The 22,293-nt window shown below is 42.9% G+C and carries 15 protein-coding genes; 6 read left to right on the top strand and 9 right to left on the bottom strand.

The genetic code is table 11. The features are described from left to right. Nucleotides 1–44: 44 nt before the first annotated feature. The 3 genes from N473_RS20565 to N473_RS20555 all read right to left on the bottom strand — a co-directional run bounded on the left by N473_RS20565 (nucleotide 45) and on the right by N473_RS20555 (nucleotide 6,240). The gene (locus N473_RS20565; protein WP_063369560.1) at nucleotides 45–947 is read right to left on the bottom strand and encodes a diguanylate cyclase domain-containing protein; all 903 of its coding nucleotides are present in this window, start codon (nucleotides 945–947) and stop codon (nucleotides 45–47) included. Beyond that, nucleotides 948–4,679, bottom strand: a complete 3,732-nt coding sequence (locus N473_RS20560; protein ID WP_196766446.1) for a hybrid sensor histidine kinase/response regulator — start codon at nucleotides 4,677–4,679, stop codon at nucleotides 948–950. It lies immediately after the preceding gene. A gap of 160 nt (nucleotides 4,680–4,839) precedes the next feature. Further along, nucleotides 4,840–6,240, bottom strand: a complete 1,401-nt coding sequence (locus N473_RS20555; RefSeq protein WP_063369558.1) for a PhoH family protein — start codon at nucleotides 6,238–6,240, stop codon at nucleotides 4,840–4,842. 412 nt (nucleotides 6,241–6,652) lie between these two features. On the opposite strand from N473_RS20555, the gene rapA reads away from it, so the two are divergent. Next, on the top strand, nucleotides 6,653–9,550 hold the full coding sequence (gene rapA / locus N473_RS20550) for an RNA polymerase-associated protein RapA (protein WP_063369557.1): 2,898 nt from the start codon (nucleotides 6,653–6,655) through the stop codon (nucleotides 9,548–9,550). A 169-nt stretch (nucleotides 9,551–9,719) separates the two neighbouring features. Further along, complete coding sequence (locus tag N473_RS20545) at nucleotides 9,720–11,207, top strand: hypothetical protein (protein ID WP_063369556.1); 1,488 nt, start codon at nucleotides 9,720–9,722, stop codon at nucleotides 11,205–11,207. A 28-nt stretch (nucleotides 11,208–11,235) separates the two neighbouring features. Here N473_RS20545 and N473_RS20540 read toward each other — a convergent pair whose 3' ends face one another. After that, nucleotides 11,236–11,523 (bottom strand): hypothetical protein, encoded by a 288-nt coding sequence (locus N473_RS20540; protein ID WP_063369555.1) that lies wholly within the window; start codon nucleotides 11,521–11,523, stop codon nucleotides 11,236–11,238. Further along, nucleotides 11,517–12,170 (bottom strand): HAD family hydrolase, encoded by a 654-nt coding sequence (locus tag N473_RS20535; RefSeq protein WP_063369554.1) that lies wholly within the window; start codon nucleotides 12,168–12,170, stop codon nucleotides 11,517–11,519. Before N473_RS20535 ends, N473_RS20540 begins: the two co-directional genes overlap by 7 nt. Before the next feature lie 139 nt (nucleotides 12,171–12,309). Between N473_RS20535 and N473_RS20530 the strand changes: the two genes are divergently transcribed. Then, nucleotides 12,310–13,074 (top strand): DeoR/GlpR family DNA-binding transcription regulator, encoded by a 765-nt coding sequence (locus tag N473_RS20530; RefSeq protein ID WP_063369553.1) that lies wholly within the window; start codon nucleotides 12,310–12,312, stop codon nucleotides 13,072–13,074. A 69-nt stretch (nucleotides 13,075–13,143) separates the two neighbouring features. After that, nucleotides 13,144–13,797, top strand: a complete 654-nt coding sequence (gene rluA / locus N473_RS20525) for a bifunctional tRNA pseudouridine(32) synthase/23S rRNA pseudouridine(746) synthase RluA (protein ID WP_063369552.1) — start codon at nucleotides 13,144–13,146, stop codon at nucleotides 13,795–13,797. A gap of 16 nt (nucleotides 13,798–13,813) precedes the next feature. Here rluA and N473_RS20520 read toward each other — a convergent pair whose 3' ends face one another. Then, nucleotides 13,814–15,106 carry an amidohydrolase gene (locus N473_RS20520; protein WP_419555168.1) on the bottom strand — a complete coding sequence of 431 codons (1,293 nt, stop codon included), beginning with the start codon at nucleotides 15,104–15,106 and terminating at the stop codon, nucleotides 13,814–13,816. Nucleotides 15,107–15,301: 195 nt separating this feature from the next. Between N473_RS20520 and N473_RS20515 the strand changes: the two genes are divergently transcribed. Beyond that, on the top strand, nucleotides 15,302–16,495 hold the full coding sequence (locus tag N473_RS20515) for an HD-GYP domain-containing protein (RefSeq protein WP_063369550.1): 1,194 nt from the start codon (nucleotides 15,302–15,304) through the stop codon (nucleotides 16,493–16,495). 32 nt (nucleotides 16,496–16,527) lie between these two features. Here N473_RS20515 and N473_RS20510 read toward each other — a convergent pair whose 3' ends face one another. Beyond that, the gene (locus N473_RS20510; RefSeq protein WP_063369549.1) at nucleotides 16,528–17,625 is read right to left on the bottom strand and encodes a general secretion pathway protein GspB; all 1,098 of its coding nucleotides are present in this window, start codon (nucleotides 17,623–17,625) and stop codon (nucleotides 16,528–16,530) included. A 9-nt stretch (nucleotides 17,626–17,634) separates the two neighbouring features. Next, nucleotides 17,635–18,549: an ExeA family protein gene (locus N473_RS20505; protein ID WP_063369548.1), complete on the bottom strand. Its 915-nt coding sequence runs from the start codon at nucleotides 18,547–18,549 to the stop codon at nucleotides 17,635–17,637. A gap of 172 nt (nucleotides 18,550–18,721) precedes the next feature. Here N473_RS20505 and N473_RS20500 point away from each other — a divergent pair, with 172 nt between their 5' ends. Continuing rightward, a complete protein-coding gene (locus tag N473_RS20500) occupies nucleotides 18,722–19,831 on the top strand; it encodes a tRNA nucleotidyltransferase (protein ID WP_063369547.1) in 1,110 nt (369 codons plus the stop codon). 211 nt (nucleotides 19,832–20,042) lie between these two features. Here the strand turns inward: N473_RS20500 and N473_RS26570 are convergent. Beyond that, on the bottom strand, nucleotides 20,043–22,293 hold a 2,251-nt coding region (locus tag N473_RS26570), incomplete at its 5' end, for a hypothetical protein (protein WP_196766445.1).

Here is a 22,293-nt window from a genome sequence, read left to right as displayed (position 1 = left end):
ACATACTTCCCTGCTAAAGCCGTATTAAGCGGCTTTTTTCTTGCTCAGCGACTTACTAAAACGACACGCTCTTGCTGCTGATGTGCTTGTAAAAGGGCTTCGTCGGCTAACTCCAAACTGTCATTTTGATCACCAGAAAAGTCCTCATGTACATGCACAACCCCCATACTGATGGTCACATGCGCACAAATAGGAGAACTCGGGTGTGGAATAGACAATGCATCAACAGCCTGATGCATCGCCGATGCCAATGACATGGCTTGATCTGCATTACGCTTATTAATCAATGCCACAAACCGCACGCCATCGTACCTTGCGACAAACCCTTCTACTTTTTGCGTCATGCTTTGCAGCACTTTTGCAACTTTTACGAGGCACTCGTCTCCTGCACTAAACCCACAGCTATCGTTGTATTCCTTAAAATAATCGATATCTACAAGCAAAACGGACAGTGGCACTTGTTGGTCGCGACTTTGATACCAAAGCTGAGCCAATGTCTCATCAAGCGCTCTGCGGTTGGGTACTTCGGTCAAGCCATCAATGTTTGCCAAGCGTTCCAGTAAGTCATTTTTTTGCTTAATCGCTAAATGTATTTTTACTCGCGCTTTAACAATATTTGGGCTAAAAGGCTTAACAATATAATCCACTGCGCCAAGCAACAAACCGCGAGCTTCGTCTTGATAACTATTGCTCGCAGAAATAACAATAACAGGAATTTGGTAGCTATTGGGGTCTGCTTTAAGTTGTAATAAAAAATCAAGGCCTTCATCGTCAGGCATGAGGATATCCACAATGATTAAATCAATCTGGGTGTGTAATAGCCGCTCAAACGCCTTATCACTGTTTGCGCAACTGATCACCAAGTGCTCATCTGATAAAGTGTTTTCTAACACCACACGATTTAAGGGATCACCATCTAAGACTAAAATGTTGGCCGACTTTTGCATTTAACTTCCTTTTGCTTCCAATAAAATAAACTGCTTAGCTTGCTCTGTGAGTGAAATCAATTCATCTCTTAACGCGGTGTTTAAAGGGACATCTCCTTGAGGCTCTGCAGATGCATTGACCACTTTGTGCATGCGGGTGTTTGCTTCAACTAACTTGGCATAGTCTGCCAATCGTACCAGTCCTATTCCACCGGATGCCCCTTTGATACTGTGTGCAATTTCAGCTAATTGAAGATTACTTTGTACAACACTGAGATCGCTCATATATTCATCACATAGTTTAGCAAACTTATCCAGCATTGTTTTTACTAGGGTTGGATTGTTCATCAATTGTGCCAGAGCAAAGTTTTTATCAAACACACTCATTTGCTGACTCACATAAGGGTGTAATGCGCTGCACAGATTGTCCGGAGAAATCGGCTTAACAAGAAATTCATTAACACCATGTGCAAATGCTTTTTCCTTTTCATGTTCATGGGCATTTGCAGTTAACGCTATGATAGGTAACACCTCTTTACTTAACTCAGCGCGCAGTAATTTGGTTGCTTGATAGCCATCAATATGGGGCATATAAATATCCATTAGCACCATATCCGGTTTTAATGTTTGACATATCTGCACAATATTTTGTGCACTTGGCAATGCCACAACCACAGCACCATGTTGCTCCAATACCGTTTTTGAAATATCCAAATTCAATGCATTATCATCCACAACGAGGCAAAGTGTATTGGCCAGGCGTTCATTGCTCTGAGTTTCTGTCACTTGACGCTCAAGTGGAGACAGACATAATGACTGATAAAAGACATACTGCGGAATGTTTAAGATGTTAAGTGATGTCGACTCTGTTAGCCCTGCCGATAGCGAGTTCGGTACCACAAGTCCTGAGCAAAGTGGCGTCTCTGCATGGCTAAAATGATGGCATAAGTAACTCAACTCCTCGGTGTCATCACAAGCAATATAAGTAAATTTGTCCAGCTGCTCTAACGCCTCACCAAAATTGGCAAAGTGCGTAATGTGATAATCACTCAAATACTCTGGCGGTGTGGCTGTAGACACCAAACAAATATTGTTTTTAACTGCCACTTGAGGCCTATTTTGTGTTTGTAGCATCAACTCAAATTCAAAGGTACTACCGCCACCTTCTACACTGTGGATCTCAATTTTTCCACCCAGCAATGTCACCTGCTGTTTTACTATCGCAAGACCTAAACCAATGCCTTCGTATTCCCGAGAACTAGATTCATTTCCTTGCGTAAACGCATCAAACAAGCGTGCTTGGTCATCTTCTTTGATCCCAGGGCCCGTATCAAACACACAAAAAGAAAGCCATTGCTCCCCGTCTTTACTCCACTTAGAAACAACGCGTAATCCCACTTCGCCACGGTGAGTAAATTTGACGGCATTCCCTAATAAATTCACCAAAATCTGTTTAATTCGTGCCTCATCACCAATAAACTCAGGCCATACATCAGGTGCCACTTGCAGATTTAAATTTAACTTTTTAGCATCGCTTAGCGGTTGGATAAGTGCACTCAAGCTATTCATTAAATTCAATATCGTAAATGGCTTATTGCGTAATTTGGCTCGTCCACTTTCCAGACGGGCAAAACTCAATATGTCACTCAACATCGTCAACAACTGCTTTGCTGCGGTCTCAATATGTATCAACTTTTCGCTATCTTGAGTGCGTGTCAGAGCAGGCTTTAAAATGCCGACCAGACCCAATATGGCATTTAATGGTGTACGGATCTCGTGACTAATATTGGCAATGAAGCGGCTTTTAGCACGATTTGCACGCTCAGCTTCTATTTTTGCTTTAGTTAACGCGGTGACATTTTGCACATGAATAACAAAATACTTCGGCAGTTTTTGCTTATCCCAAACCAGTGAAACACTCAATTGCAACCAAAGCGAAGACTCACTTTGTGATAAGCTTAATACTTTGACCCCTTTGCGCTCTTCGAGCAGCTGATTTAATACGGTATTGAGCGTGTCTAACTCATCTTGTGCAAATAAAGAACTTAAATGCAGCCCAGCTTCAACACCGTTCAACAGCTTTCGAACCGCGCGATTAAATTCTAGAATAATGCACTCGGTCGATACCAATAAAATACCATTGGGTGCATGCTTAATCGCCGCTTTGAAATTTTGCTCTGAGGCTCGCAGCGCTATCATGGCCTGTTGTTGCTCACTGATATCACGGGCTATGCCTAAACTACCAATCCGGCTGCCCTGATCATCAAATAGTGGCGATACGCTCACTAAATAGGCCTTACCATCAAAACTCAGGATTTCAGTTAAAGGAATACTATGGCTTTCCATCGCTTGTTCAAGCTCAAGTAGCTCAAGGTACTTTTGACTGACTTCTTGATGCTCCTTAGCGACTAATTCACTTTGTGACACGCCAATAAATCGCTCAAACGCATGATTACAGCCAATGAACGAGCCATCAATATTTTTAAAATAAATGAGATCAGGCACAGAGTTGAGTACCGTATTTAGCAATGCAGCTTGACGTTCTTTTGCTTCAAAGCTCCGTGACAAGGCTTTTCTTTGACGTTGAACCTGCTCGTCTAAGCGCGCGTTATGTGTTTCCATTTGCTCAAACAACGCTTGTCTTTGCACCACCACTTGTTTGATTTCTTTAAACCAAGGCTGCCAGTCCTTGGGCACAGGGTATTGAAGCGTATTAGACTCCGCTAAATCTTGCTTTGTCAGATAATGTACAAAGTGTTTGAGCGGACGAATGAAAATTTGTCCGTTTAACCATAAAAACGAGAAAAAAGTAAACACAATAAAGAGCGCTAAGAAGCCAAGCTCTACCAATACTTCGTTGAGGACCGTGGCAATAAACGCATCTTCTGATTGCTGGAATCTAAGTCGATAAGGTGCGTTTTGAATTGCGCCTGTCAGTTCAACACCCCCTCGCCAAGGGCGAGCGCGTTCAGGTGTAAATGGCTTGGTTAAACTCACAGACTGACTGCTTTGTACGAGGACCTGCTTATTGATATCAACCAGCGCAAGTGCGCCTTCATCGAAGGTGAACTTATCTAATAAAGCGGTGACCTTATCCGCATTATAAATCAATATGATATGAGACTTACCCCCACTATTGATCGGCTGAGCAATACTGAAATAGGTATTGCCAAATAATCTTGTCTGCTTGCTGTCCGGGTTCGCTAACACGCCTTTTCTTGGGCTGAAACGGCCTTCAACAATAGCAGTTAAAAGGTGACTTTGCGTCTCATCGCGACGTTTGACAAACGCAAACCCATGTTCATTAAAATAGGCCACTGCCTCTAGCTCATTGATCAATGCCAATGCCGTATCAAAGCTTGGCCCCAAAGCCATCACATGCAACCAATGCTCTAGCACACGAGGAGATGCTTTATATGTGCCTAACCCAACTAATTCACCGCCTTGCTCGGGTAAGCGGTGATAATAATAGCCTAACTGCTGTTGTACTTGACGTTGTACATCGCGAGATAATTGATACTTAATCGGTGTATCTAACCCCCGCTTAATACTGCCAATCACAGTACTTGCTGCACTGGCAGCTTGATCGACTTGTGCTAATACGGCCGTAAACTGCACTTTATAAACGGCATATTGTCGCTCTAACTTAATATTGAATAAATGAAAACACAGTACGATGGCGAGAATTAACGGAATTAATAACGCAACACAGATAGATTTTCGATAAGTTTTGAGTGGCTGAAACTCTGACATAATGTCCATTCAATGGCCTGTAGTGGTTCTTTCCATCTTTTTTTGAAAGGTTAGCGAGCAGTGTTCAGATAAGCAAGTGATTCACTTCGTAACCACCCAATTTATAAATGAAAAAACCAGTGTATCCCCGATACACTGGTTCTCTTTTTCCAGCGATGTATTATAAGTTTTCTTCAGCAAATGAAGCCAAACGACTCCTCACAACACCATTGAGGTTGATTGTCGCACTGCCCTCAAAGTCTTTAAATCGCTCCACGATATAAGTTAGCCCAGAGGTCACTGGCGTTAAATAGTTGCTGTCTATTTGCGCCAAGTTCCCCGTACAGATAAGCTTAGTCCCTTCACCGCAACGCGTTATGATAGTTTTTAGTTGAGAAGCCGTTAAGTTTTGGCTTTCATCTAAAATCACCACGGCATTTTGAATACTGCGACCGCGCATAAAGTTCACTGATTTAAACTGGATATTGGCCTTTTCCATAATGTAATTTCGACTCGAGATCGGGCTTTCATCATGTTTGTGCAGTACTTCAAGCGTATCTGTAATAGCCGCTAACCACGGTGCCATTTTCTCTTCTTCGGTGCCGGGTAAAAAGCCGATACTCTCTGCGATTTCCGGGGTATTGCGAGTCACGATCACCTTGTCATACACCCCCTTTTCTATAATCATTTCAAGTGCACTGGCTAAGGCCAATAACGTTTTACCGCAACCCGCAGGCCCTGTTAATACCACCAGCTCTATATTGGGATCCAATAATGCATCCAGTGCCATCCCTTGATAGACGTTTTTAGGTTTTACGCCCCATGCCTGCTGGTGCAGTAACCGCTCAACACTGATGTCTTTTAATGTGACATGCGCTTCATCATACCCGACTACGCGCGCGGCAAAATGATCGCTGCCATCCAGCAAGTACTCGTTGTAAAATACTTCCGGCATCCTCGATTTAGGCACCTTATGCAAGCTGTAGCGCCCCTGCTGCTCACTTTGACATTCACCTACACTTTCCCAAAAATCGCCCTCAAATTTATTGTATCCAGAGGTCAGCAAATTAATATCATCAATCAATTGGTCTGTACGATAATCTTCAACAAATTTTAATCCGACTCCTTTTGCTTTTAGGCGCATATTGATGTCTTTAGTGACTAACACGACTTTTTTCTCTGTATATTGCTTTTGTAACTGCAAAGCACAGTTAATAATACTGTGATCATTCTCGTTGCCAGGCAGTCCAGAAATACTGTCGGGGTACAAATGGTCGTTTACAATAATGAGCTTGCCACTACTGCCAGGTTTATTAGGATCACGCTGTACTTTTGGTAAATCAACACCTTCTAACATTTGTTCCGGTGTCGCATCGGTCAGAACATCATCTAAGCTGCGGATCGCCACGCGCGCATCTCGGCTCACATCACGTTTTCTATCTTTGATATGGTCAAGTTCTTCTAACACAGTCATGGGGATCACAACATCATGTTCTTGGAAGGAAAGGTAAGCGAGGGGCTCGTGAAGTAAAACGTTGGTGTCTAGTACATAAATTTTCCGGTCGAGGTCATCTTTTCCCATAGTGCATTCCTATTCGTCTGCAATTTCTATGATTGAACTGTGTATTGCTCGCCACACAAAACATCGCTCTAACTTAATTTTAGTCTATTTGTCACAAAAGTCGTTTTCATGACAAAAAACCTTTTGTATAAGTGTCCCCATTTATTGCCAAAGCGCTCTCCTTGCCACCTTTTTAAATTATTCAATTCGTATATTTTATCTCCAACAACAGTGATGTTTGACTATGCTTAATAGCCACTATTGCACAATAAAAAACAATCGACAGTGAGCAAACAACGAATATGAATCAGTTATCTTGTAAAACCCACGCAATACCACGCTGTAAGGCACATTTATTGTGTTTTTACAATCTTGAACAAGGCTTTGCTTCTCGGTAACATAGCCGCCTTTTTTCTGCGAAGATGAGAAAACCATGAATTTTTCCTTAGGTCAGCGCTGGATCAGCGATACCGAATCAGATTTGGGTTTAGGGGCCATTGTCGCCTTAGAAGGTAGACAAGTAACCATTCTGTTTCCCGCCAGTGGAGAAAACCGCGTTTATTCTGTACAAGAAGCGCCGGTGACTCGAGTAGCATTTAATCCTGGGGATGTGATCCGCAGTGTTGAAGAATGGGAAATGCGTGTAGAGAGCATCGAAGAGCAAGGGGATCTACTTTGCTATCATGGTGTGCGTCTAGACACAGAAGAAACTGTCAGCCTAAAAGAAACCTTTTTAGATCATTTCATTAAGTTTAATAAACCACAGGACAGGCTATTTGCAGGTCAGGTAGATAGATTTGATCGTTATACACTGCGTTACCAAACGTGGCAGCATCAATTTAATCGTCAACAATCTCATCTGAAAGGCCTGATTGGTCAACGAGCAAGCTTAATTCCTCACCAGCTTTATATTGCAGATGAAGTCGGACAACGTTTTGCGCCGCGCGTTTTGCTCTCGGATGAAGTGGGATTAGGTAAAACCATTGAAGCGGGCATGATTTTGCACCAGCAGATCCTCACAGGTCGTGCTAGCCGCGTATTAATCGTAGTGCCAGAAAGCTTACAGCACCAGTGGTTAGTTGAAATGTTGCGTCGTTTTAACTTACGTTTTTCTATCTTTGATGAAGAGCGTTGCGACGAAGCTTTTGCAGACTCGCCGAATGTGTTTGAAACCGAGCAATTGGTTTTGGTTAGTCTTGAATTTATCACTAAAAAACGTCGCTGGTTTGAGCAAGCAACGCTGGCAGATTGGGATCTGCTTGTCGTCGATGAAGCGCACCACCTTACCGTAGAAAAAGATAAGCCAAGTACTGAATATCAGCGCATTGCTGAACTCAGCCAAGATATCCCGGGCCTCATCCTATTGACTGCAACACCAGATCAATTAGGCCATCGCAGTCATTTTGCACGCTTGCAATTACTCGATCCTGATCGATTCTATGACTACGATGCGTTTGTTGCAGAAGAAAGTAACTATAAAGAAATTGCAGACGCTGCAAATCAATTACTGCAAGATGCACAGTTAGATGACAAAGCCACAGCGACCATCACTGAGTTACTAAAAGAAACGGATATCTCAGATTTACTGAAGCGTGTTGCCGATAAAGAGCAAGAAGCAAAGCAAGAGCTGTTAGGTATGTTGCTTGACCGCCATGGTACAGGTCGTATCTTATTCCGTAACAGCCGCAGCGGTATCGATGGCTACCCAGGCCGTAAAGTCCATGCACATCCAGTTGACATGCCAAAACAATATAAAACGGCGATGTCAGTCCTTGGCAGTATGGGCGGTATCCAAACTGCTGAAAAAAGCGCATTACGTGCCTTATTCCCGGAAAAAATCTTTCAAGAATTCGAAGGGGAAAGTGCCAGCTGGACCCAATTTGATCCGCGCGTAAATTGGCTGATCGAAAAACTCAAAGAGCTCAAGCACGAAAAGGTACTGCTGATCTGTGCTGAAGCACAAACAGCCATTAGCCTTGAACAAACCTTACGCGAGCGCGAAGGCATTCGTTCAGCCGTGTTCCACGAAGGCATGTCCATTATTGAACGTGACCGTGCAGCCGCTTACTTTGCTGACGAATATGACAGTGCACAAGTGCTCCTGTGTTCTGAAATAGGCTCTGAAGGCCGTAACTTCCAGTTTTCACATCACTTAGTATTGTTTGATCTGCCACTAAATCCAGATTTGTTAGAACAGCGTATCGGTCGTCTTGACCGTATTGGCCAGCAACATGACGTCAATATTCATGTGCCTTACTTTGCCAATACTGCACAAGAAGTGTTACTACGTTGGTACAACGAAGCGTTAGATGCATTCGAAACCACCAGCACGACCGGCCAGCTACTATACAAAGAGTTCTCTGAAGATCTGCTTGAGTTTATTGCAGCACATAACTGTGATGAAGAAGAGCTTGACCCGTTACTTGAGCAAGTTGCCAAGCAAAACAAAGTACTACGTGAAAAAATGGAGCAAGGTCGAGACAGGTTACTTGAATTGCACTCAAGCGGCCAAGGCCGTGCAGAGCAAATCGTCACTGAAATTGAAAAGCTCGATGATGACGTTATCTTGCCAGCTTATATGATTAATGTGTTTGATATTTTTGGCGTAAACCAAGAAGACAAAGGCGAAAACACCATTATTCTTAAGCCCACAGAACACATGCTTAACCCGTCATTCCCTTGTTTGAAAGACGATGGCATGACTGTCACATTTGATAGATCAACCTCATTATCGCAAGAAGATGCGCAATTCATCAGTTGGGATCACCCAATGGTTGAAGGCGTGATGGATATGATCTGTGATGATGACTTCGGCTGTGCATCTGTGGCGTTACTGAAGAACAATAAACTGCCTGTCGGTACATTCTTTGTTGAACTGATTTACGTGGCAGAAACCTCTGCACCTAAATCACTGCAGGTTGGTCGCTTTTTACCACCTACGCCTATCCGTGTATTGATGGACAAAACAGGTAATAACTTGGCTGAGAATGTCGCATTTGACGCATTTAACCAACAGCTTTCAGCTGTAGGCCGTCAAACGGCCAGCAAATTAGCCAACGCGTTACAGTCGGGGATCCATCCGCTTATTGCCAAAGCAACAGACATCGCGAATCAACATCTGGACACTTTGCAAAGCCAAGCACAAGCAGACATGCAGACGCGCTTAGACGAAGAACAAAACCGTCTAAATGCACTCAAAGCGATTAACCCTAATATCCGTGACGAGGAAATTAAAGTGTTTGATAAGCAAAAAGCACAGCTTAGTGAACACATTTCTAAGGCACAGGTTAAGCTCGATGCGATCCGCTTAATTGTGGTTTCTAATCAGTAGTCCCCACTTCAGAAACAGGCAATAAGAGAAACGTTTTATTGCCTGTTTCTATTCCACAGCAACGTCGTCGTATTTTATCATTATTAATTTCATATTATTTTCTGAGTTATTGTACATACACCTCTCCCTTGATAAGTTGATTAAGATTTAAGCAATCAAGGAAAAGATAATGAAAATTAAAATGATAAATCCTCTCTCAATATTGACGTTCTTTTTGTTAACCATCGTCTGTACAAAGTTATACGCTTCTGGCACCTCCCCCTCACAAAGCAGCTATTTTTTAATTGATACAGGGACCAGCCAAGCCTATAAATTGAATTTCAAACCCGACAATCAGGTTATTGTGTCGAGTGATTTTAAAGTGCCAGCTCAGTGGCAATGGCAATCCCAGCAACAAATCTTGGCTGAGTTTTCTCAACCGCAAGATCAATATGAAGTGCAGATGTCCGAGCATGAAACATATATTCATCAGTTGACAGGGTTAAGCTTTAATTACAACACACAGGAACAACATCAGTACACACAACATATGCAAATTTGGCATAAAGAAGCACAAATGATTGTGGATACCTATACAGTCCCAAGTGACGCGATATTCATCAAACAACGCCAGTTGAAAAAATGGCGAGCACATCTGATCAATAAAACCTGGGAAATCGCGAATATTGAAGAAGTCACACATGTCGATACACCTTGGTTTAAAAGTCGTAGCTCAGCGTCTGTTACGTTTCACGAAAACGGCGTTGGCACCATACAACATTGGGATAACACACACAGTGACTTAACGTGGAAGCTAAAAGGAAAAAAGCTCATTCTTAACATCCATCGTAACGAAAAACATGTAAAATTGATGATGCGAGTAGTTGAGAACATTGATGATATTGGGCTGCGCTTTGTTGCAAAACACGTGAATAAAGACGCCAAGCAAACAAAATGGCTTACCGGCTACATGATTGAAAAACAAGATGTGGCACTCACTTACGAGCAAGTTATTGGTCAATGGCGCAAATCTAATGGGCGCTTTCATGACTACTACCCAGACCAAATTGCAGTTGCTAGCGTTGCCAACACGGCCTCAAAATGGAAACTCAACCATCTAAATCAACTTGTTAGAGAAAAGCTAGATCATCCAGAGCAAGGGACTGTACTTAAGTGTCCCGACAATCGCTGTTATGTTAGCTGTGAATTCTTTTATGAACTACTCGCTAAAAAAGGCAATACACTCTACATTGCTTACCATTATAATTCAGAGTTTTACCCGCAAGGTCCGTTAAAATTTCAAGGTAAATGGATACTAAAAGTTGAGTATGACGAAGCTTTTGGCATTAAAGATTTTTCTAGAAATATCTTTTCAATCACGACTATGAACTTAGAGTACCAAGGTCAAAGCCACCCATATCTATTTCGTCGTTTACCAGACGAGAACGGTGATCTAGTTAATCAAGTCATCTCACCGGAAGGTACAGGCACTTTTTCCTTAATAGAAGGTAAATTACACACACTCATTAACCAACAGGAAAGCATTTTTGAGATAACTCAATTTGCGCGAGATGGACTGTCAGTCTGTCAATATCAACCTGGGGAGCAATGCTCACAGGGTAGACAAGCAATATTTAAGTTTACTCATGAAGCAGGGCCATATCCAGTCGCTCACTAGCAAAATTGGGGCATGAACTGCCCCGTATTTAACTTAAAACCACCAGTGCTATCATCGATTGCAATACTAAACATACTGAATTAGTCCAAATAATTGCAGGGCGTTTAAACCTCAAGCCATAAAGCAGCCAAAACATAAATACGACGACATAACCAAATAAAAAGCTCATCGATAAAGTGCTTTCACCATCGCGAGTTAACTCGCTCAGTAATTGACCGAGTAATGCAAAGGCGCCTATACCACCAAATAAAACACCGGCGATATCCCAGTAGCGCTCATCACTCATCAAAAACTGCGTCCAAGTGGCTCTTAACATACTTGCCTCCCATTCAACAGCTTCGCATTCCAGTTTGTATAGTCATTTATCCTGGCAACAATGTTAGGATGTGATAACTGACAAAACCGTCCGACCACTACCACATCACATCCAGCAGACAAAGCGCCTTGCACACCAGCATCAGAGTCTTCAAACACAACACATTCATTACAAGACATACCTAACTTATTTGCAGCCGCAACGAATGGATCAGGCTCAGGTTTACCTTGCCGGACATCTTCTGCACCGATTAAATGAGTGGGGAGCGGCAATTGACAGGTTTGCATCCGCTTTTGTGCATTATCACGATCTGCTGAAGTTGCCAACGCCCATGGTAGGTTCATTTGCTGTAAATGGGTCAGAAATCTCTTTGCGCCCGCAATTTCCTTAACATATCTTGCAAATGCAGCCTCAGCGCCTTCTAAATGCTTTACTTCCTGATGCAGATCCAAATGTGGCAAATATTGCTTTACATAGTCTTCGAAGCGAACACCTCGGCCATCTCTTAATACTTGCTCAATGTCGAGCTGATGCATTTGGCACCATGGTGCAATGGCTTTGGCAATGGCGGTATCAGAATCAACAAGTGTGCCATCCATATCAAAAATCGCCCCTTTATACTTGGGCAAATGACAGTAAGACTCCATATTTCTCTCCTTCAAAACAGGCATTAACACGCAAATAAGAAATTAAAAACGCAAAAAGATGCAATTTAATGCAAATAATACGCTTGCGATCCCCCTAAGATCAAGTAAAATTCGGCAAAAAAGCGCAGGAACATGCAAAATGCTATTGGCGGAACGACATCAATTAATCTTAGAACAACTTAATCTGCATGGCCGGATCACGTCTGTGGAGTTGGCAAAATCGTTGGCTGTCAGTGAAGACACAATCAGACGAGATCTCAACAAACTAGGCGAATTAAAACTGCTACACCGTGTTCATGGCGGTGCGTTGGTGATGCAAGAAGAAACACCTGATTATTTTGACCGATTAAATACCCCAGATCCCTCAAAAAAGCGCTTTTTAGAACCAGCACTCACTATGCTAGAAGCAGGACAAACCATCGTCATTGACTCTGGCGAAACGTGTCGTTACCTCGCACAAAATTTGCCAGCCAATTTACCTTTAACGGTTGTTACAGGATGCCCGCTGATTGTGCAAGATCTCATGCAACACCCTCAGATACAGGTGATCCAAGTTGGCGGTAAAATGTTTAAGCCCGCCATGCGCACTGTCGGCCACAGTGCCATCGAAATGCTCAAACAGATCCGCTTTGATATTGTTTTCATGGGGATCTGTGCATTTCACGCCAAACACGGCTTTTGCGTCAACTACCTCGAAGAGGCGGAAGTGTTGCGTGCAACCATTGAGCAAGCTGATCGCACCGTTTTGATGGGACCCCACGATAAGCTGGATAAAACCAAAACTTACCAGATTGTGCCTGCACATAAGATCAACCACGTGATCACCGATGAAGGCATACGCCAAGATGTGCAAACGAGCATCCAAAACCTTGGGATTGAGTTAACAATCGTGCCAAGCAACTAGGGTTTACTTGGCCTTTTGATCTTAGCCAGTTAGAATACGCCCGTTTTCGATCAATTTTGGAATTTTGCAGTGCTCTTAAATTACAACCCACCAACCGATCCCTATCTTGGCCTCTTATATCAGGACGATCATATGTTGGTGATCAACAAACCCAGTGGTTTGTTGACAGTACCGGGCAAAGATCCAAAACATGCAGACAGTGTCATTAACCGTATCAACCGGGTGTTTCCAACCGCAAAAATCGTGCATCGTCTAGATATGGCTACATCAGGCATTTTATGTTTAGCAATGCACAAAGAAGCGCACCGATTTTTAAGTATTCAATTTCAAGACCGATTGACTAAGAAGCGCTATGTCGCGCGTGTGCATGGCAAGCTAGAGAGCAAAGAAGGCTCTGTTGATCTGCCACTTATCTGTGACTGGCCCAATCGCCCAAAGCAAAAAGTTTGTCATGAATCAGGCAAGCCATCACTGACACATTATGAAGTGCTTGAATATGAGCCACACGCAACCCGCGTGTCACTTACGCCTATTACAGGCCGCTCACATCAATTAAGGGTACACATGCAATCTCTGGGTCATGTTATTCTAGGTGATAGACTCTATGCGACAGGTGATGCCCTCAAAGCCGCTGAGCGCTTGCAACTACATGCACAAATGTTAGAGATCTGCCACCCAGTCAGTGGCGAGATGATGCAATTTAATGCACCAGATCCTTTTTAGGCTCTGGTACATAGCTCTACTTTTGATTAAACAGATCTAACGCACTGGCCGTCATGGCACGTACTCCTGTTTTTAAAGCCAGTGGATAATCTGGTGCAAACTTGCTTGAATGCAATGAAGGCAAACTAGTGCCATGTGTTTGCGCATCAGTATAAGCCTGTGGCGCTACACCCCCTAACCAAAAAATGGTGATCGGAATATTGTCATCAGTGCGCCCATACAGACCAAAATCTTCTCCCGCCATCACAGGCTCTGCTTTTACCACGTTCTCTGCGCCTAACTCACGTTTAATACTTGCGGTCACTGCAGTCGCAAGATCAGGATCATTGTAAGTTGATGGAATGCTCTCTGATTCATGCACGTACACATCGGGTGCGAATTCAGGTGCTAATCCTGCGCTCGAAGCCACGCCTTTTGTTAGCCGCTTTAATGCGGCTATTTGCTGATCTCTCACGGCGCTATCGTAAGATCGTAAAGTCAGCTGTAATTTTACTTCGTTAGAAATAATATTGTGCTTAGATCCACCATGAATCGATCCCACCGTGATCACTGAAGGTTTAAGCGGTGAGATCTCTCGACTAGTAATGGTCTGGATCCCAAGTACAATGCGCGATGCCAACACAATAGGATCAATGGTTGTATGCGGATAAGCTCCATGACCTCCTTGACCCTTAACCGTAATATCTACAGAGTCAACATTGGCTAAGGCATACCCTGGAGAGATCGCAACCTGTCCTGCTGGCAGCGATGCACTGACATGTAAGCCAAGCACATGATCAGGCTTGGCAAATTTGCTAAACAGGCCTTCTTTGAGCATGGCTTTTGCCCCAGCGCCCACCTCTTCTGCAGGCTGCGCCACCATCATTAAGGTGCCTTGCCACTGGTGCTTATTTTTTACCAGCTGCTCAGCTGTACCAATGAAGCTGGTCATGTGAATATCATGCCCACAACCATGCATCACGCCGACCATATTATTATTAGCATCTTTTACTCTGACTTTTGATGCATAAGGCTTTTCGGTCTGCTCAATAATTGGCAAGCCATCCGTATCTGCGCGGATCATCACTGTGGGCCCATCTCCATTTTTCATCAGCCCCACTACGCCATAGCCGCCCACCCGTTCTGTAACGTCAAAGCCCAATGCAGCCAGCTCTTTTGCCAAACGTGCGCCCGTTTGCTTTTCTTGCATAGACAGCTCAGGGTTTTGATGTAGATGTAAATATAACGCTTCTAATTTAGGAAGCGACTGGTTTACAGCAGACTCTAGATTACGAGCAGCAGCGTGATGTACGCAGCACAATAGCGCCATTGATGTGAGCAATGTTTTCATAACGTTATTATTATTGAATTGAAAAAGTCACACCAGCTTGCAAATAATTGGTGATAAATGCAACCGTTTATGCCTGTCACTCTGGCCAAAAATGATCATTATCTGTGCGCTTTTACGCTTTCATTTTGATATGCCTTTGCTAAGCTTAAACTCTACACAAGGGGTTTTTATACTGTGAAAACAATAAATATCAAAGAGTTGCAGCCTGGTATGTTTGTTGTTGGTGTGATCAAGCAAGCCGGACACGTACGCGTCAAAAATCAAGGCTGGGTGAGAGATGAAAAAGGGATCAACAACTTAATCCATTCAGGTGTATTAGAAGTCGAGATCGATCCCGATAAAACCTTAGATCAGTCCAAAACCGAGCCTGAGATCATCGAAGAAGTGATCACTTCAGCTAAACCAGATCCCTGGCATAAATCCGTCTCCGTCGAAGCTGAACTTGGCCAAGCTGTTAAAATGTACGAGCAAGCAAAGCAGCTACAGGAAAAGGCTTTCTCCGATATAAAAGAAGGTCGAAAAATAGATATCGCGGAGTTTAAAGAAACCGCCTCAGGCTTTATCGATTCGGTGTTTCGAAATCAAGATGCCCTTGCCTGCATCGCACGGATCCGTGAAAAAGATGGCTACCTGCTGGAGCACTCTCTAAATGTATCCATTTTAATGAGTATCTTTGCCAAGCACCTTGGATTTGATCGCGAACTCATAGAAGAGCTGGCAACAGGTGCGCTTTTGCATGACATTGGCAAAATCAAAATTCCTGACGATATACTACAAAAGCCCGATAAACTCAGCGAAAATGAATTCGCTATCATGCGAGAGCACGCCAAATATAGTCACGATATTGTTAAAGACAGTGGCTTAGGAGAAATCGCCGCAGAAATCGCGGGCTTTCATCACGAAAGGCTGGATGGTACCGGCTACCCATACGCAAAACAAGGTGACGAGTTGTCACAGTATGTACGCATGGTCTCCATTATTGATGTTTATGATGCGCTCACTGCGGACAGAGTGTATAAAGTCGGTATGACGCCAATACAAGCGTTTAAAAAACTGCGTGCTGGATGTCCACATGAATTTGATGGTGATTTACTTAACCAGTTTATTCACTGTATCGGCATGTATCCGGTCGGCACGTTAGTTAAACTCAAAAGTCATCGCGTAGGCATTGTCGCAGCCAGCAACCCAACCTCTCCTCTGCAACCGATAGTCAAAGTGTTTTATAACGCAAAAAACATGTTTCATGTCGAAGTGAGAGACGTCGATTTGAGTGACAAACGCATCGACGATGAATTAGATGCCGCCGTCAAGCCTGAAGAGTTTGGTTTAGACTTAATCAAATTTTTTCGTCACTCTATGTTACCTTAGCGCCTTAAGCGCTAAGGTCATGATGAGGTGTGTTATGGGATCCAATCCTGCATCGCATTTAAGGTAAACTCAATCCCATCAAAATCAAACAACGCTTGCTCAGGTGTGATTTCAACAATGGTCAACGCCCCCAAATTATCCCCTTCATACAATTCGCGATTATTGACTTTTATCCAACGTTTATCTGGCTCTGTGGCATAAATATGTGCTTGATACCGCAAAGATGGAATACTGTTTTGCAATTTAGGTGGCAATAGCTCCACAGGTGTTGCTCGTGCACTTTCTTTACTACTAGAAACCACATCACTTTCTTCGCTTGAGTTTACGGTAAATGTCGGACGCGTCTCTTCAACCGCTGCTGCAAACGCTTTCTTCAGCTCTTCTGATACACCTGCAAGCTCATTGTCTTGACGACTTTGCGTGCCATGAAATTGATTTGCTTGCTGAGTACCTGTGTACTGCTGAGGCATCGTTGTATTATACAGTTGTCCAGAGTTTGGCGCAGCGAATGATTGTTGTGGATAGGTCATATTCGGCTGAGCAAATTGCCCTGTCGTCGCGAACTGCTGTGTTTGTGGCATTTGAGTTTGTACTGGTACATTGACGATTTGTCCCTGACTATTTACCGGTACTAGCTGCTGAGAATACACTGCACGGCCGCTGGCATCAAAGCCCACTTGCACTGGCATCCATTGGTAATGAATTTGGTTTTGTACCACAGGCTGCTGCATTAATACCGGCTGTTGTACTGGGTTGTTCATCACTGGCGCATGCGCAACAGTCGTAGCAGGCACACTACTTGAAACCTCTGGCTGCTGCGTTGTGTCTGGCTCAGCTTGAGTACTACCAGAAGCGGCTACGGCCATGTCTGCCTCTGCGTTCTCTGTATTTGTCTCAACCTTAGGTGCAGCTTCAGCAGCCACGTGTGTTTGTTCGATATCAGTTGATTGCACTGATTGACCAAGGAAATACCCTGCGCTCAGTGCACAGACACTAATTAGCCCACCGCCTAAACCAAGACTTAAACGTCTATAAAATGCAACCTGTGCAGATTGACGTGCTTGTACATACTCTTGCTCAGATTTAGATTGTTGTTGTGATTGTTTTAATGCATTAACAAGATAAGACATGACACACCATTAAAAAATATATGAAAGACCAAAACCGCAGGCAAACATTGCGGCCACCCAACCCGATACTAACATCGGCATATTGAGCTTTTTGGTTTGTTGTTCAGGGATTAAGTTCAGTGGCAACGCCTCTTTTGCAGCTTGCTGGGCTACCTGCTTAGTCACCTCTTGCTGCTGAGCAGAATACGCCCCCAATAAACATCTATCTGCCAATAAATTAATCAGCCTGGGGATCCCTGCGGTAACTTGATGAATATAGGCAATCGACTCATTGCTAAAAAGGTGATTTTGACAGCCTGCTTTATTGAGACGATGTTTGATATAAGAGAATACTTGAGACTCTGTCAACGGCAGCAAGTGATATCTCGCCGTGATCCTCTGTGCTAACTGACGCAACTCGTTACGTTGTAATAGCTGCTGCAGTTCAGGCTGACCCACCAACACAATCTGTAATAACTTTTTGTGATCCGTCTCTAAATTGGTCAATAAGCGAAGCTGCTCTAACACATCAGCCGCCAAATGTTGCGCCTCGTCAATAATCAGCATGGTGTGGCCACCTTGCTCATGATTATCTAACAAACGCTTTTTGATCACATCGGTTAATGACTTGAGCGTTGCATCTTTCGCATCATATTCAATCTCTAATTCATCACAAATGCTGGCTAACAATTCCATTTCTGACAACGCTGGGTTTAACACAAACGCGACCTGCGTCGACTCAGGTAACTGCGCTAACATGCTGCGCGTCACGGTGGTTTTGCCTGTGCCTACTTCCCCTGTCAATAATACAAAGCCGCCGGCATCACCAAGTCCATAGGTTAAGTGTGCCAACGCTTCTTTATGGCGATCACTTAAAAATAGAAACTCAGGATTTGGCGCAATTGAAAACGGTTTTTCCGTTAACCCAAAATAGCGTAAATACACGATCTGTCTCTTTATTGTTAGAATGCTGCCTATAATGGCAAAAAATCACTTTAAGTTAAAACATTGTTTGCTTAATCAACACTGAATTTTTCACAATTTTGGGAACAAACATTTTAAACTCAAGATGATAATGCCATAGTAAAACATGAAATAATGACGTATTAGGATAACTATGAAGGTGTATTTGGTCGGTGGTGCCGTCAGAGATGAATTACTCGGCAGACCTATTTTAGAGCGAGACTATGTCGTCGTTGGCGCGACAATCAGGGATATGCTTAAACTAGGCTATCAGCAAGTTGGCAAAGACTTTCCAGTGTTTCTACACCCAGAAAGTAAAGATGAACACGCTTTAGCGCGCACTGAGCGCAAACAAGGGCAAGGCTATACCGGCTTTATTTGTGATTTTGCACCAACCATTACCTTAGAAGATGATCTGATCCGCCGAGATCTCACCGTCAACGCCATTGCACAAGATGATCAAGGCAATTTGATCGACCCCTACCATGGCCAAACCGATCTAAAGAATAAGATCTTACGCCACGTCAGTGATGCCTTCAGCGAAGATCCACTGAGGATCTTACGTGTTGCGCGATTCGCTGCGCGCTATCACTACTTGGGCTTTACCATTGCCGATGAAACCATGCAGTTAATGACTGCTATGGTTCAAGCTGGTGAGCTTAATACCCTCACCAAAGAGCGAGTATGGATGGAAATTGAAAAATCACTCAAAGATGGCGCTATTCATATATTTTCCAATGTGATTGCGGATCTGGATGCCCTACCATTTGTCACACCTTGGCAAACCAAGTGGGATCAACACAATGCAAATACATTAGCGGATCAGATAAAACGCCTAGATCCACACAATGACACTTATTTGAGATCGGCGTTCAGTCTTTGGCAATATCAAGCTGATCTGAGCGAGTATAACCTCGAACAAGATCATAAGATCCCAAAAGCTTACGCTGACAGCTTACGTGATTTACAAGCAAATTTGCCTTTATTACAATCAGACGATTGGCAAGCAGACACCCTCATGACCATTCTAAATCAACTCGATGCATGGCGTCGTCCAGAGCGTTTAAGTGTGTTTATAAGTACTGTACGTGTGATTGATGATACCTGCGCAGCTAGGGCTATTGAACTCAACAAAGCATACAAAGCAGCGAGTAATGTTAAAGCACAAGAGGTCATCGCACTGGGTGCAAAAGGGCCAGAAATTAAAGTAGAGATGGATAAGCTTAAACTAAAGCGCATTGCGTGTTTATTCAGTGAGCAATAGATTTCATCATTTTTGAGTGACTCTCACACGTACTCATATATAAGCTCCCATGTACCTTATATTCTCCCTAGCCAAGGTATATGGGTGTCATGACATCCATTTAATATCAAGGCAGTCATTTGGCGAGTGCTTGTAGAATCATCAATTTAACAGACAAAAAAAGCAGCCACATAAAATGTGGCTGCGATAAAATAAGTTTTATAGCTGGCCACTACCGAGCGGCATGTTGTACTCTAAGTTGATTAGAATTCATTTCCCACATTACTGAAAATAAAGCGTCACGATTCCAACTACTCCCCACATAAAGAGGGGTTGAATATACTTTTATATTTTCATAATGCTGTAACTCCTCCTCTCTTACAAGCAGATCGCTATAATTGCGTCCTATAAGATAGCCATAGCCTTGATCAACAAAGAGCTCAATGTCGAAACCACTCCGAATTTGCATCGTATTATTGAACTCGGTATTAAATACATAGTCTTCACTCATATGCGTAATCAGTGTCAGGTCAGAGTTTAATAACTCGAAGTAATGCACATTCATGTTAGTTTTATCAATACCAGTGACAACAATGCCATTAGACAATGACACGGCTCCTTCAAGCGTATCGATTGAAATAACATCAGGGCTGATCCACTCATTTTTGAACTGTAAATCATTATTATAAAGTCTCACAACTAACTTGGATCCCACATGTGTTGCTACCGCAATGCCACCCGCTTGTTCTTCAGCGAGGTATTGAGCATTAAATGGACTTCCCTCATGAGGTTCAATCAATACAACATTACTTATTTTTTGATCCTTTATTTCAGCGAGAAATTGATTATTGCTGTCTGCAAACTGACCCAATACAAATACGCGCTTGACCGTTTTAATTCCACCCAATCCAAATACGGGCTCATACGTTTCAATAACATCTATAAAACGATAGTTGAGTGTACCGTCCACCAATACTGAAGAGGTATTTTCAGAAATAACATCACCATTGCTATCCAGTTCAACCATCAATCCTGAAAAATGACCATTGACAGCATTTATAGTGTGACCAACCGCAAATAAATCCTTGCCATAACGCGTTATTAGTTTAACCAATTGTTGATTATCAGAAAGTTCAAGAGATTTATTAACAACTTCTTCGCCTACCACATTGACTTTAATGAACTGATTAGAGTTTTGCTTGGTATTGTCAGTAAAAATAACAAACTCATTTTTATTTAACTGAAAAACACTGGGTATAGGAGAGTTGGCATCTCTGATCTCCGGTATATCGATCGCAATATCAAATTTCCCAACCGAAAAGTCATAGGGAGCTGACCAGCCAGATGTATCGCCAGCAGTATCTACTTGCTGAATTACTATCGTATACTCGCCTGCAGGCATTTTCTTTGAAAGAGAAGTACCGGACTGTGTATCATAACTAAAATATCTATTTTTCTTATTGAAAATCCACGCAGTGTAGCTCGTTGCATTATCTTCAGAAGTCCACTCGAAATGAACAAGAAACGTTCCATTCAATGGTTCCGCTTTTACCGAACTCATAGAAGGAGGCAAAGGTTTAGGTAAATGCAGTGGTTTTTCAGAAGACCACAATGACTGATGATCATATTGATTTGTAATTGAAGCACGCCAGCTAAAATTACCCGGTTTTAATCCATCAAAGATGATTTTGTGATTTTCCTTTGTCGATGGGCTGATACTCTCTGATAGTTCATTAACTAATGAAATATTCAATACCGTATCATCACCTAACTCCGTGTGTTCGAAAACAAGCTGATAGCCGTCTTTAGATTTAGTAAATACGGGATCTGAGAAAGCGGGTAAGCTTGGTGGCAATATTGAGATTTCAGTAGCATCTGACCATGGACCAGCCCTGTTCTCTGAGTTAAAGGCTCTAAATCTGACTGAATAATTTCCTACAGCTAAATCAGGTAAGGTGGCTAATACGCCCGTGGTATTTACTTGCTTAGATTGACCATCCGTGCCTGTATATTCAATTTCGTAAGAAACAGCACCGTTGACAGCTACAACTTGTATAATGGCTTCATTTGTATCTTGTAAGGCTGAACCACCTAAACTATTGAACTTTAGCAACTTAGCTATTTTTTCGCTCATATTTACTGTAATGGCACCATCTAAAGTGTACGATTTACCATCTTTTGTCATTGCTTTGACAGTAAGGGTCAGTGAAGGAGTGTTTGCCCAAAAATAATTCTCCCAATCAAAAATCCAGGGAGCTTGCGTAAGCTTTTGCACCTCTTCACCATCGACTAGTAGAATTAACTCTTGAACAAGTGATCTTGGATCTGTGACATCAATCGAGATCTCTGTGTCGAGTTTTTCAATGTCTGTATTTTGCAACAGAGACAGTACTTTTAATTCAACTTGCTCAGAGCTAGATGACTGCCCAGCATTATTGTCCTTATCAGTTGATGAGTCAGTTGATGTGTCAGTCGATGTGTCA

The organism is Pseudoalteromonas luteoviolacea CPMOR-1 (assembly GCF_001625685.1).
GTDB lineage: Bacteria > Pseudomonadota > Gammaproteobacteria > Enterobacterales > Alteromonadaceae > Pseudoalteromonas > Pseudoalteromonas luteoviolacea_K.
Note: the sequence above shows the minus strand (reverse complement) of the source record. Positions and strands in the feature narration are given on the sequence as shown.

Bases quoted from the DNA above. Each gene is read 5' to 3' on its own strand.
- N473_RS20530 (WP_063369553.1), top strand. From the start codon at position 12,310: ATGCTATTGGCGGAACGACATCAATTAATCTTAGAACAACTTAATCTG.
- N473_RS20560 (WP_196766446.1), bottom strand. From the start codon at position 4,679: ATGTCAGAGTTTCAGCCACTCAAAACTTATCGAAAATCTATCTGTGTT.
- N473_RS20540 (WP_063369555.1), bottom strand. From the start codon at position 11,523: ATGTTAAGAGCCACTTGGACGCAGTTTTTGATGAGTGATGAGCGCTAC.
- rapA (WP_063369557.1), top strand. From the start codon at position 6,653: ATGAATTTTTCCTTAGGTCAGCGCTGGATCAGCGATACCGAATCAGAT.
- N473_RS20510 (WP_063369549.1), bottom strand. From the start codon at position 17,625: ATGTCTTATCTTGTTAATGCATTAAAACAATCACAACAACAATCTAAA.
- N473_RS20555 (WP_063369558.1), bottom strand. From the start codon at position 6,240: ATGGGAAAAGATGACCTCGACCGGAAAATTTATGTACTAGACACCAAC.
- N473_RS20535 (WP_063369554.1), bottom strand. From the start codon at position 12,170: ATGGAGTCTTACTGTCATTTGCCCAAGTATAAAGGGGCGATTTTTGAT.
- N473_RS20500 (WP_063369547.1), top strand. From the start codon at position 18,722: ATGAAGGTGTATTTGGTCGGTGGTGCCGTCAGAGATGAATTACTCGGC.
- N473_RS20520 (WP_419555168.1), bottom strand. From the start codon at position 15,106: ATGGCGCTATTGTGCTGCGTACATCACGCTGCTGCTCGTAATCTAGAG.
- N473_RS20545 (WP_063369556.1), top strand. From the start codon at position 9,720: ATGAAAATTAAAATGATAAATCCTCTCTCAATATTGACGTTCTTTTTG.
- N473_RS20565 (WP_063369560.1), bottom strand. From the start codon at position 947: ATGCAAAAGTCGGCCAACATTTTAGTCTTAGATGGTGATCCCTTAAAT.